This is a genomic window from Micromonospora sp. NPDC047620 (assembly GCF_043205005.1).
GTDB lineage: Bacteria > Actinomycetota > Actinomycetes > Mycobacteriales > Micromonosporaceae > Micromonospora.
This window is the reverse complement of record NZ_JBIDDG010000005.1, coordinates 93,136-105,084: the sequence shown is the minus strand read 5'-3', so window position 1 is coordinate 105,084 and position 11,949 is coordinate 93,136. Positions and strand designations below refer to the sequence as shown.

The window sequence follows — 11,949 nt, the reverse complement described above, 5'->3', positions numbered from 1 at the left end:
GCTCGCCGCGGGAGTCGACGCGTCAGGAGGACTCGCGGGCCGCGGGCCCGCTGCCGAAGAGGACGTCGTCCCAGCTCGGCAGGCGCTTGCGGGGCTTACCCCCGGCCTCGGCCGACTCGGCGGCAGCGGCCGCCGGCGCGCCCGTGCGGCGGGGCCGGAGCACCGCCAGGGACGGCACGGCCGGCACCTCCTTGGGCGCGTCCGAGTCGTCGTCGAACGCGGAACCCTGCCCGCCGCCGAGCAGCGCCGCCGCGCCGCCGCCGACCGGCCGCTGCCGGGGCGCGTCCTGCCCCGCCAGGGCGGCCGGGGAGCGTGGGTCGAGCCCGCGGCCCGAGGTCGAGCCGAGCGGACGGTCGAGGGAGGCGAGCAGGGCGTCCCGCCCGGCCCGGATCGGGTCGCGGCCAGGCCGGCTGTGCTCGGCCGGCGCCGGCAGGCCGTGCCCGCCCCGGCTCGGCTCGGCCCGCGACGGGCCGGGCAGCGCGTGACCGCCCCGCTCCGGCGCCGGCTCCTGACCGAGGATCGGGGTGGGCCGCTCGGCGCACAGGTATTGCGCCATGTCGTCGTGCGGGGTGACCGCCTGCCGGGTCTTGTCGAGATCCCAGACCGCCTGCGCGGTCGCCTTGCCCGACGGCCAGGTCGCGACGATCCGCCAGGTGCCGTCGTCGCGGCGCCACGCGTCCCAGGAGATCTTCTCGGTGTCGATCCCGTGCTGGGCCAGCCGGCCGTTGACGACCTCGGCGAGCGGGGTCGGCTTCTCCGCGCCCTTGAGCCGGGTGCGCCGGGCGTGCTGGGCGAGCATGGCCCGCTCCTGGAGCACCGGGCCGGCGTAGCGCAGCACCCGGTCGACCGGCACGCCGGCGATCCGGGCGACGTCCTCGGCGGACTCGCCGGAGCGGATCCGGGCCTGGATGTCGCGTGGGGACAGTGAGGGCACCGGGTCGGCGGCGGTCGGGGCCACCGCGAGCGGCGGGGCGCCGGGCTCGGCGTGCAGCGCGCCGGCGATGCGCTCGTCGATGGGCAGGGCGAGCAGTCGCCCGACCTCGTCGGCGAGCACCAGGGCCTGGCCGTCCTCGGAGAGGGCGACGAAGCGTACTGGGCGCATAGCGTTGCCTCCGTCCCGCTTCGCTGGCCGTCACGCCACGAGCCGGCCACCCGGGCGTCTCGCACCACCGTACGCGCATCTTCCCCGAGGTGGGGGATGCGACACCCGCATGTCGCGACTGAGCTGCGGCGATGATCACGTTCGGTGGCCGCCGTACGGGCTGGCGGCCACCGAACGTGATGGCGACCTAGAGTCGCTCGACCACGTAGTCGATGGACGCGGTCAGCGCCTCGACGTCGGCCGGCTCGACGGCCGGGAAGAGCGCGACCCGCAGCTGGTTGCGGCCCAGCTTCCGGTAGGGCTCGGTGTCCACGATGCCGTTGGCGCGCAGCGCCTTGGCGATCGCGGTGGCGTCGACCCCGTCGGCGAAGTCGATGGTGGCGACCACGTTGGACCGCAGCGCCGGGTCGGCGACGAACGGCGTCGCCACGTCGGAGCGCTCCGCCCAGCCGTAGACGATCGCGGCGCTCTCGGCCGTGCGCTTGGCCGCCCAGGCCAGCCCGCCCTGCGCGTTCATCCAGTCGGTCTGCTCGGCGGCCAGGAAGATGGTGGCCAGGGCCGGGGTGTTGTAGGTCTGCTCCAGCCGCGAGTTGTCGATCGCGGTGACCAGGTCGAGGAAGGCCGGGACGTAGCGGCCGGACGCCTTGATCTCACCGGCCCGCTCCAGGGCGGCCGGGGACATCAGGGCCAGCCAGAGACCCCCGTCGGAGCCGAAGCACTTCTGCGGGGCGAAGTAGTAGACGTCGGTCTCGCCGACGTTGACGTCGAGCCCACCGGCGCCGGAGGTGGCGTCGACCAGCAGCAGCGAGCCCGGGTCGGCGCCGGCCACCCGGCTGATCGGCACCGCGACGCCGGTCGAGGTCTCGTTGTGCGGGGTGGCGTAGACGTCGACCCCCGCCTCGGCCACCAGGCTCGGGGCGGTGCCGGCCTCCGACTTGCGGATGGTGGGCTCGCCGAGGAAGGGGGCGTCCTTGACGGACTTGGCGAACTTCGCGCCGAACTCGCCGAAGCTGGCGAACTGCGCCCGGTCCCGGACCAGGCCGAACGTCGCGACCTCCCAGAACGCGGTGGTGCCGCCGTTGCCGAGCACCACCTCGTAGCCCTCGGGCAGGGAGAAGAACTCGGCGATGCCCCGGCGCAGCCGGGCGACCTGGTCGCGGACGGTCTTCTGCCGGTGGGAGGTGCCCAGGTAGCTGGTCGCCACGTCGGCGAGGGCGGAGACCGCCGCCGGACGGACCTTGGACGGCCCGCAGCCGAACCTTCCGTCGGCGGGCTTGAGGTCGTCGGGAATCCGGATGGTCGGTGCGTCAGCCACGGTTGTCGAGATCCTTCCGAATGGGCGAGGCGGGCCCGGTCTGCAAGCGGGCGCGGATCGACGGCGGACGCGCGCGGGCGCGCGGGGCGGCCGGGATCCGGGCCCGGTCCGGCGACACTGCCGGCCTTCATCCTCCCATCCGATCCGGCCGATCCGGCTGCTGGTCCCATACCCGGGCGTGAGTCATCCGCCACAAATGTGCGGGGCATGCGCGAGGGGCCCCGTCCGCGGACGGGGCCCCTCGGAGGTACGCGGTCAGACGCCGTGCGGGATGGCGTCCCAGCCCTCGACGTCGCTGGGCTTGCGGCTGCCCGGGCCGACGTAGCGGGCCGACGGGCGGACCAGCCGCTGGAGCTTCTTCTGCTCCAGGATGTGCGCGCTCCAGCCGCCCATCCGGGCGCAGGTGAACATCGAGGTGAACATGTGCGCCGGCACCTCGGCGAAGTCGAGCACCACGGCCGACCAGAACTCGACGTTGGTGGCGAGCACCCGGTCCGGGCGGCGGGCCTGCAGCTCGGCCAGCGCGGCCTTCTCCAGCGCCTCGGCGATCTCGAAGCGCGGCGCGCCCAGCTCCTTGGCGGTGCGGCGGAGCACCCGGGCGCGCGGGTCCTCGGCCCGGTAGACCCGGTGGCCGAAGCCCATCAGCCGCTCGCCCCGGTCGAGGACGCCCTTCACGTAGCCCTCGGCGTCGCCGCTGCGCTCGACTGCCTCCAGCATGCTGAGCACGCGGGAGGGGGCGCCGCCGTGCAGCGGGCCGGAGAGGGCGCCGATGCCGGAGGAGATGCAGGCCGCGGCGTCGGCGCCGGTGGAGGCGACGATCCGGGCGGTGAAGGTGGAGGCGTTCAGGCCGTGCTCGGCGGCCGAGATGAAGTAGGCGTCGACCGCCTTGACGTGCCGCGGGTCCGGCTCGCCGCGCCAGCGCTTCATGAACCGCTCGACGATGGTGGACGCCTTGTCGATCTCCTTCTGCGGCACCGCCGGCAGGCCGAGGCCGCGGGCGGACTGGGCGACGAAGGACAGCGCGGTGACCGACACCCGGGCGAGGTCCTCGCGGGCCTGCTCGTCGGAGATGTCGAGGAGCTGGTCGAGGCCCCAGTAGGGGGCGAGCATCGCGACCGCGGACTGCACGTCCACCCGGATGTCGCCGGAGTGCACCGGCACCGGGAACGGCTCCGCCGGCGGCAGGCCCGGGCCGAACCGCCCGTCGACCAGCAGCGCCCACACGTTGCCGAAGGAGACCTGGCCGATCAGATCCTCGATGTCGACCCCGCGATAGCGCAGCGCGCCGCCTTCGCGGTCGGGTTCGGCGATCTCGGTCTCGAAGGCTACGACGCCCTCCAGCCCGGGTTTGAAATCGGCCATGTCATCTCTCCTGGGTCTGCTCGGTGCGCCCGGCCAGCCCTCACCGGCCAGCCGGCCGAGCGCCCCAGGCGACCCTCATCAGGGATGTGTTCGTGACATCTTGCCTGCTGGGTACCGGATCCGCGACCCGCTGCGACTGTGCTGCACGCGACATCCCCCGCCCCGGGCTCGCCCGGCCGCGTCGGCGACACTGGGCGGTACCGCTTGGCCTGCGGGCCGGGTCGACGGGAGGAGCAAAGACGTGACGGGCGACACACCGCCCCCGGCTGGCATGCGTAACGAGTACGCCGCGGACCTGGGCCTTTCCGAGGTGGACCTGGCCGCCGACTGGCACACCCAGTTCGACCGCTGGTTCGCCGACGCGGTCGCCGCCGGGCTGCCCGAACCGAACGCGATGGTGGTCGGCACCGCCGACGCCGCCGGCCGGCCGAGCGCGCGGACGGTGCTGCTCAAGGGGTACGACCCGGAGGGCTTCGTCTTCTTCACCAACTACGGCTCCCGCAAGGGCGCAGAGGCGGCCGCCAACCCGTACGCGAGTCTGGTGTTCCCGTGGTTCCCGATGCAGCGGCAGGTGGTGGTCGCCGGCCGGGTGGAGCGGGTCGACCGGGCGGAGACCGAGGCGTACTTCGCCAGCCGGCCGCGCGGCTCCCAGCTCGGTGCCTGGGCCAGCACGCAGTCCCGCGTGGTCCCCGACCGGGCGGCGCTGGACGCGGCGTACCGGGCGGCGGCGGAGCGGTTCGCCGAGGTCGAGCCGATCCCGGCGCCGCCGCACTGGGGCGGGCTGCGGGTGCGGCCGGAGTCCGTGGAGTTCTGGCAGGGCCGGGCCAGCCGGCTGCACGACCGGCTGCGGTTCCGGCGTGCCGAGGCCGGGGAGTGGGCCGTCGAGCGGCTGGCTCCGTGACCCAGCTCAAGGAACCCCGGCCGCGCGGGCTGCGCCGGCTCGCGATCGACCTGCGCCCGCTGGCCGTGCCGGCGTACCGGCGGATGTGGCTCGGCAACGGCATCGCGATGTTCGGCATGCAGTTCACCGCGGTGGCCGTGCCGGTGGAGATGTACGCGCTGACCGAGGACTCGCTCTGGGTCGGGCTGATCGGCATCGCGGCGTTCGTACCGCTGCTGGTCTTCGGGCTCTGGGGCGGCGCGGTGGCCGACGCCCGCGACCGGCGCGCGGTGCTGCTGGCCACCTCGGCGGTGCTGTGGGCGTCGACGCTCGGCCTGCTGGCACAGGCGCTGCTCGGGGTCGGCAGCCCGCCGCTGCTGCTGGCGCTGGTGGCGGTGCAGTCGATCGCCTTCGCGATCAGCTCGCCCACCCGCAACGCGATCCTGCCCCGGCTGGTGCCGCTGGACCTGGTGCCGGCGGCGAGCACGCTGAACTTCACCACCTACACCGCGGCGGCGGTCTTCGGGCCGCTGGCCGCGGGCCTGATCTTCGCCCGCTGGGACACCGAGGTCGGCCTGCCGATCGCGTACGCGCTCGACGCCGTGCTGTTCACCGTCGCCGTCTGGGCCACCTTCCGGCTGCCGGCGATGCCGCCGGAGCCGGACCCGGACGGGGGCGACGCCCCCCGGCGGGCCGGGCTGGCCAGCATCGTCGACGGGCTGCGCTACCTGTCCACCACGCCGGTGCTGCTGCTCTCCTTCGCCATCGACCTGATCGCGATGGTGCTGGCCATGCCCCGCGCGCTCTTCCCCGAGGTCGCCGAGGAGCGGTTCGGCGGCGGGGCGGCCGTCGGCTGGCTCTACAGCGCGATCGCGCTCGGCGCGATGCTCGGCGGGCTCAGCTCCGGCTGGATCGGCCGGCTGCGCCGGCAGGGCCTGGCGCTGGTGGCGGCCGTGGTCGCCTGGGGCCTCGCCGTGGCGGCGGCCGGGCTCGCCGGCCAGCTCTGGCTGATGGTGCTGCTGCTCGCGGTGGCCGGGGCGGCCGACCTGGTCAGCGCGGTGCTGCGGCAGTCGATGCTGCTGGTCTACGCGCCGGACCGGATGCGCGGCCGGCTCATGGGCGTCAACACGGTGGTCATCGCGGGCGGTCCGCGCCTGGGCGACCTGCGGGCCGGGGCGGTCGCGGCCGGGTTCGGCGGTGGGGTCGCCTGGGTCAGCGGCGGGCTGATCTCGGCGGCGCTGGCGGTGCTGCTCGCGGTGGCGTTCCCGGCGTTGCTGCGCTACCGGGCGGCCTCCGCCTCCGGTGCCGGGCGGGGCTGACCGGCCGGGTCGGGGCGAGCGACCGCACGGCGCGAACCGCTAGGGTCGCCGGCATGGGCATCCCCGACCAGCGGTCGCCTTCGGGCGCACAGTGGGCCATTTCCGCCGCCGGCCACGAGGCCGTCATCGTGGAGGTGGGCGGCGGGGTGCGGACATACCGGCACGACGGGGTCGACCACCTCGACGGGTACGACGCCGACGAGATGTGCCCCGGCTGCGCCGGGCAGGTGCTGGCCCCGTGGCCGAACCGGATCCGCGACGGTCGCTACACCTTCGGCGACCGGCTGTTGCAGCTCACGCTCAGCGAGCCGGACCGGGGTGTGGCCATCCACGGGCTGGTCAGTTGGGTGCCGTGGCGGCTGCTGGACCGGTCGCCCGACGCGGTGACCGTCGGCTACGACCTGCCGCCGCAGCCCGGCTACCCGTGGCCGCTGCGGCTGCGCACCCGGTGGAGCGTCGGCCCGGACGGGCTGCGCGCGGAGCACGAGGCGAACAACCTCGGTGCCGAGCCCGCGCCGTTCGGCTTCGCCGTGCACCCGTACCTGCGCGTGCCCGGGGTGGCGGTGGACGACCTGTCGATGCGGCTGCCCGCCCGGCGGCGGTTGCAGGTGGACTCCCGGCTGCTGCCGATCGGCGCCAGCGAGGTCGCCGGCACCGAGTACGACTGGACCAGCCCCCGACGGATCGGCCGCGCCCGGCTGGACCTCACCTTCGGCGACCTGATCCGCGACGACGACGGCGGCTCGGCGGTCAGCCTGTCCGCCCCGGACGGCTCGGCGGGCGTGCGGATCTGGGCGGACCGGGAGTTCGGCTGGTGGCAGGTGTTCACCGGCGACGCGCTTCCCGGGCAGCGGTGCCGCCGTTCCGTCGCGGTGGAGCCGATGACCTGCCCGCCGGACGCGTTCCGCTCCGGCCGGGACGTGATCACCCTGAAGCCGGGCGCGACGTGGCGGGGTGTCTGGGGCGTACGGCCCGGGGTCTGAGCGGGGGAACGCATGGAGTTCAGCGATGTGGTCCGGCGGCGCCGGATGGTCCGCAACTACGACCCGGACCGTCCCGTGCCGCCCGACGTGGTGGAGCGGCTGCTCGACCACGCGGTCCACGCGCCGTCGGCCGGCTTCGCCCAGGGGTGGGGGTTCCTGGTGCTGGAGGAGCCGGCGGACCGGGACCGGTTCTGGGCGGCGGCCACCCCCGGCGGGGGCGGCCGGGAGCGCTGGCTGGCCGGCATGCGCCGGGCCCCGCTGGTCGTCGTGCCGCACGCGAGCCGCTCGGCCTATTTGGAGCGGTACGCGGAGCCGGACAAGGGCTGGGCGGACCGCTCGGCGGAGCGCTGGCCGGTGCCCTACTGGTACGTCGACACCGGCTTCGCCGCCCTGCTGATGCTGCTGACCGCCGTGGACGAGGGGTTGGGGGCGTGCTTCTTCGGTATCCCGCCGCAGCGCCTCGGCGCCTACCGCGAGGCGTTCGGCGTGCCGGACGAGTACGAGCCGATCGGGGCGGTCACCGTGGGTTACCGGGCGCCGGACCACCGGTCACCGTCGCTGCGCCGGGGGCGGCGTCCGGTGGACGAGGTGATCCGTCGCGGGCGGTGGAGCTGACCGGCTCCGGGCGTTTCGCCCGGTTGGGAACCGGACGGTGGGTAGTGAAACTGACATCAGGGAGCAGAACGCGGGGTGCCGCAGCCCGCTACGCTGGCACGGTCATCGGCACCGCAGGTCGCGGTGCCACGCCGCGATCCGGCCCCCGCGTCGTGGGGCGGCCGGGCCTAGGGGGAGGGGAGCGTGCCGTCGTGATCTTCAGAGCGGTCCGGGACGGGCGTCCCTACCCGGAGCACAACCTGACGCTCAAGCAGTGGGCGGAGATCCCGCCGCGGCCCCTGCGCCTGGACCAGTTGATCACCACCAAGCGCGAGCTGGCGCTGGACAAGCTCCTCGCCGAGGACTCGACCTTCTACGGCGACCTCTTTCCGCACGTGGTGCAGTGGAACGGCGGGCTCTACCTGGAGGACGGGCTGCACCGCGCGCTGCGGGCGGCGCTCCAGCAGCGCAACCAGATCCACGCCCGGGTGCTCGTCCTCTCCGAGCCGATCGAATGACGGGGGCTCGCGTCGCGGGCGCCGGGTCCGACGCCCACGCCTCGTGACGTCCGCGCCTCGTCCGACGCCCGGGCCTGAGGTTTCGTTAAGGTGGCTGCCATGAGCCGTACCGACCTGCTCGACCTGGACTCCTCGCTCACCGAGGAGGAGCGGCAGATCCGCGCCGTCGTTCGCCAGCTCGTCGACGACCGGGTCCGCCCGCACGTCGCCGGCTGGTACGAGGAGGGCCGGGCGCCCGCCCGGGAGCTGGCCGTCGAGTTCGGCAAGCTCGGCCTGCTCGGCATGCACCTGACGGGCTACGGCTGCGCCGGCGCGTCGGCCGTCGCGTACGGGCTGGCCTGCCTGGAGCTGGAGGCCGGTGACTCCGGCGTCCGCTCCCTGGTCTCGGTGCAGGGCTCGCTGGCCATGTACGCCATCTGGCGCTACGGCAGCGAGGAGCAGAAGCAGCGCTGGCTGCCGTCGATGGCGACCGGCGAGGCGATCGGCTGCTTCGGCCTGACCGAGCCCGACCACGGCTCCGACCCGGCGTCGATGACCACCCGGGCCCGCCGCGACGGCGACGACTGGGTGCTGACCGGCGCCAAGATGTGGATCACCAACGCGCCGATCGCCGACGTCGCGGTGATCTGGGCGCGCACCGACGACGGCGTGCGCGGCTTTGCCGTACCGATGGACACGCCCGGGGTGACGGCGCGGGAGATCCGGCACAAGATGTCGCTGCGCGCCTCCGTCACCGGGGAGGTCGTGCTCGACGACGTGCGGCTCCCGGCGGACGCCCGGCTGCCCGAGGCGGTCGGGCTCAAGGCGCCGCTGAGCTGCCTGACCGAGGCCCGGCACGGCATCGTCTGGGGCGCCCTCGGCGCGGCCCGCGACTGCCTGGAGACCGCCCTGGGGTACGCCACCACGCGCACCCAGTTCGGTCGGCCGCTGGCCGGCTTCCAGCTCACCCAGGCCAAGCTCGCCGACATGGCCGTCGAGCTGAACAAGGGCGCGCTGCTGGCGCTGCACCTGGGTCGGCTCGCCGACGCCGGGCGGCTGCGCCCCGAGCAGGTGAGCGTGGGCAAGCTCAACAACGTCCGGGAGGCGCTGGCCATCGCCCGGCAGTGCCGCACCATCCTCGGCGCGAACGGCGTCTCGGGGGAGTACCCGGTCATGCGGCACGCCAACAACCTGGAGAGCGTGCTCACCTACGAGGGCACGTCGGAGATCCACCAACTGGTCATCGGGCAGCGGCTGACCGGGCTGTCGGCCTTCGCCTGACCTGCGGTTTCCGCCCGCCCGACCGGTGTCCACGCCGGCTGCCGCGAGGCGCAGGCACCCGGTCGCGCCGCTCGGCGAGCGCCTGTCGTACCAGGGCCTTACCGTCATGACAGACGACGTGTCTGACGAGGACGGTGAGGGCCATGGCCCGCGACGGTGACATCAACGAGCCCACCAGGGAGTTCCCGGGCTACCCGACCGGCGAGGAGCTCAAGGCCCGGACGGACGTCGCACCCGAGCCCGCGCCGGGCGCGCCGACGCCGGCCGGCGGGCCGGCCCGCGGCCTGCTCTGGGTGCTCGGCGCGGCGGCCCTGGCGGTGGTGGTGCTGCTCGGCGTGCAGGCCACGGGCATCCTGCCGGACTTCCGCAACCCGTTCGCCAAGGAGCAGACCGACCGCAGTCAGCCGCCGCTGCTCAAGTCGATCCAGGATCTCAGCCGCTACGTCGCCGCCGAGGGCAACTTCCAGGTGGTCGTGGACCTCCAGAACGACCGGCGCAACGTGCCCGACTGGCTGCTCAACCAGCGCACCCTCTTCGTGGGCGCGGGCAGCGTCGAGGCGTATGTGGACTTTGCCAAGATCTCCGAGGGCGCGGTGGTCGAGTCGGCCGACGGCAAGTCGGTGGAGATCAAGCTGCCGGCGCCGCAGCTCGGCAAGACCAACCTCGACCTGGAGAAGAGCTACGTCTTCGCCGAGGAGCGCGGGCTGCTCAACCGGATCGGCGAGCTGGTGGACGGCGATCCCAACCGCCAGCAGCAGGTCTACCAGCTCGCCGAGGAGCGGATCACCACCGCCGCCCGGGACAGTGGCCTCACCCAGCGGGCCGAGGAGAACACCCGCAAGATGCTGGAGGGTCTGCTCCGTTCCCTCGGCTACGCGAAGGTGACGGTCACCTACACCGCCCCGTGACCGTCAGTGGAGTCTTTCCCGTCCGAGTCGCGGGAGCGGGGCCTGGCGCGTACGTGCATGCGTTCCCCCTGGCGGCCGAACAGGTTGAGGACCTCCACCGGTGACTCGCCCGTGGTGCCGAACCAGTGCGGCAGGCGGGTGTCGAATTCGGCCGCCTCACCCGGCCCCATGACCAGGTCGTGGTTGGCGACGATGAGCCGCAGGCGCCCGGACAGGACGTACAGCCACTCGTAGCCGTCGTGCGTGCACAGCTCGGGCCGGTTCTGCTCCGCCGGAATGACCGACTTCCAGGCTTGCAGGGGCCCCGGCTGGGTGGTCAGGGGGACCACCGTGCGGCCGTTGCGGACGCGGGGCGTGTGACGGATCCGTGGGTCGCCGACCTCCGGCGCTCCGACCAGCTCGTCCAGTGGCACCTGATGGGCCTGCGAGATGGGCAGTAGCAGCTCCAGGCTCGGGCGGCGCTGGCCCGACTCGAGCCGCGACAGAGTGCTCTTGGAGATGCCGGTGGCCTCGGCCAGCGCGGACAGGGTCACGTTGCGGTGGGTGCGGATGCGTTTGAGGCGAGAGCCGACCTGGGCCAGCGCCGCGGCGACCGGGGAGTCCTTGTCCATGCCCCCATTCCATCTCGCGCGTTCCAGAAATGGCAACAGAAGTTGTCAGTTCCGGGCCGGATGCGCACCATCGAGCCCGGAGGTGATCATCATGATCAAGGTAAGGAACGAGCAGTTCAGCGAGCAGCATGCCGCCGCCGACGGGGTCTATGACGTGGTGGTTGTCGGCGGCGCGGCGGCCGGCCTGAACGCGGCCCTGCTTCTCGGGCGCGCCCGCCGCGAGGTCGCGGTGATCGACGCCGGTGAGCCGCGCAACGCCCCCGCCTCGCACATGCACGGCTTCCTGTCCCGCGACGGCCTGCCCCCTGCGGCCCTGCTGGAACTCGGCCGCGCCGAGATCGCCCGGTACGGCGTCCGGCTCATCCAGGGGCGGGTGGATCAGATCGACCACGGCTACCACGTCCGCATGGTGGGCGGGCCGGTGCTCAAAGCCCGCCGCGTCCTGGTCGCGACGGGGCTGCGGGACGAGTTGCCCGACATTCCCGGCCTGCGCGAGCGGTGGGGCAAGGATCTGCTGCACTGCCCGTACTGCCACGCCTACGAAGTGCGCGACCAGCCCCTCGCCGTCCTTGGCACCCACCCGGGGGCAGTGCACCAGGCCCTGCTGGTGCGGCAGTGGAGCGACGATGTCGTCTTCTTCCCGCACACGCTGGACGTGACGCCTCAGGACCGGGAACGGCTGGAGGCGCGCGGCCTGCGCATGGTCGAGGGCGAGATCAAGCAGCTCGTCGTCGACGGGGACCGGCTGCACGGCATAGAAACCACCGACGGCCTCGTCGTCCCCCGCGCCGCCGCCTTCGTCTTTCCCCGCATGGTCCCACGCGACGAGCTGCTGACCCGACTGGGCTGCGCCAAGGACGACGACGGCCGGGTCGCCACCGACCGTACCGGCCGTACCAGCGTCCCCGGAGTCTGGGCCGCCGGCAACGTCATCGACCCGCGCGCGCAGGTCATCGCCGCCGCGGGCATGGGTTCGACCGCTGCGTTCGCCATCAACACCGACCTGCTGGACGAGGACGTCGACCGTGCCGTCGAAGAGCGCCTCCGCCGTGCCGGACAGCCTGGCGAAGTCACCACCGTCGCGGGACGGCGGTGAT

General features: G+C 73.9%; 12 protein-coding genes. 8 read left to right on the top strand and 4 right to left on the bottom strand.

Annotated elements, in window-relative coordinates; translation table 11 throughout:
• Positions 1–22 precede the first annotated feature (22 nt).
• The 3 genes from sepH to ACGF5C_RS07605 all read right to left on the bottom strand — a co-directional run bounded on the left by sepH (position 23) and on the right by ACGF5C_RS07605 (position 3,779).
• Positions 23–1,102 (bottom strand): septation protein SepH, encoded by a 1,080-nt coding sequence (gene sepH, locus ACGF5C_RS07615; RefSeq protein WP_393297899.1) that lies wholly within the window; start codon positions 1,100–1,102, stop codon positions 23–25.
• Positions 1,103–1,289: 187 nt separating this feature from the next.
• Positions 1,290–2,417: a phosphoserine transaminase gene (gene serC, locus ACGF5C_RS07610; RefSeq protein ID WP_393297896.1), complete on the bottom strand. Its 1,128-nt coding sequence runs from the start codon at positions 2,415–2,417 to the stop codon at positions 1,290–1,292.
• Between the two features lie 255 nt (positions 2,418–2,672).
• Positions 2,673–3,779 (bottom strand): citrate synthase 2, encoded by a 1,107-nt coding sequence (locus ACGF5C_RS07605; protein WP_350685273.1) that lies wholly within the window; start codon positions 3,777–3,779, stop codon positions 2,673–2,675.
• Positions 3,780–4,050: 271 nt separating this feature from the next.
• On the opposite strand from ACGF5C_RS07605, the gene pdxH reads away from it, so the two are divergent.
• The 7 genes from pdxH to ACGF5C_RS07570 all read left to right on the top strand — a co-directional run bounded on the left by pdxH (position 4,051) and on the right by ACGF5C_RS07570 (position 10,241).
• The gene (gene pdxH / locus ACGF5C_RS07600) at positions 4,051–4,680 is read left to right on the top strand and encodes a pyridoxamine 5'-phosphate oxidase (RefSeq protein WP_393298395.1); all 630 of its coding nucleotides are present in this window, start codon (positions 4,051–4,053) and stop codon (positions 4,678–4,680) included.
• On the top strand, positions 4,677–5,978 hold the full coding sequence (locus tag ACGF5C_RS07595) for an MFS transporter (RefSeq protein WP_393297893.1): 1,302 nt from the start codon (positions 4,677–4,679) through the stop codon (positions 5,976–5,978). Before pdxH ends, ACGF5C_RS07595 begins: the two co-directional genes overlap by 4 nt.
• A 53-nt stretch (positions 5,979–6,031) precedes the next feature.
• Positions 6,032–6,961: an aldose 1-epimerase family protein gene (locus tag ACGF5C_RS07590; protein WP_393297890.1), complete on the top strand. Its 930-nt coding sequence runs from the start codon at positions 6,032–6,034 to the stop codon at positions 6,959–6,961.
• A 12-nt stretch (positions 6,962–6,973) separates the two neighbouring features.
• A complete protein-coding gene (locus tag ACGF5C_RS07585) occupies positions 6,974–7,576 on the top strand; it encodes a nitroreductase family protein (protein ID WP_393297887.1) in 603 nt (200 codons plus the stop codon).
• Between the two features lie 191 nt (positions 7,577–7,767).
• The gene (locus ACGF5C_RS07580) at positions 7,768–8,073 is read left to right on the top strand and encodes a type II toxin-antitoxin system VapB family antitoxin (RefSeq protein ID WP_007454850.1); all 306 of its coding nucleotides are present in this window, start codon (positions 7,768–7,770) and stop codon (positions 8,071–8,073) included.
• A 99-nt stretch (positions 8,074–8,172) separates the two neighbouring features.
• Entirely contained in the window at positions 8,173–9,333 is a 1,161-nt protein-coding gene (locus ACGF5C_RS07575) for an acyl-CoA dehydrogenase family protein (protein ID WP_393297884.1), read from the top strand.
• Between the two features lie 143 nt (positions 9,334–9,476).
• Positions 9,477–10,241, top strand: a complete 765-nt coding sequence (locus ACGF5C_RS07570; RefSeq protein ID WP_393297880.1) for a DUF4230 domain-containing protein — start codon at positions 9,477–9,479, stop codon at positions 10,239–10,241.
• On the opposite strand, the gene ACGF5C_RS07565 is transcribed toward ACGF5C_RS07570, so the two are convergent.
• Positions 10,226–10,852: a helix-turn-helix domain-containing protein gene (locus ACGF5C_RS07565; protein ID WP_393297877.1), complete on the bottom strand. Its 627-nt coding sequence runs from the start codon at positions 10,850–10,852 to the stop codon at positions 10,226–10,228. The genes ACGF5C_RS07570 and ACGF5C_RS07565 overlap by 16 nt on opposite strands.
• 91 nt (positions 10,853–10,943) lie before the next feature.
• On the opposite strand from ACGF5C_RS07565, the gene ACGF5C_RS07560 reads away from it, so the two are divergent.
• On the top strand, positions 10,944–11,948 hold the full coding sequence (locus ACGF5C_RS07560) for an NAD(P)/FAD-dependent oxidoreductase (RefSeq protein ID WP_393297874.1): 1,005 nt from the start codon (positions 10,944–10,946) through the stop codon (positions 11,946–11,948).
• Position 11,949 lies beyond the last annotated feature (1 nt).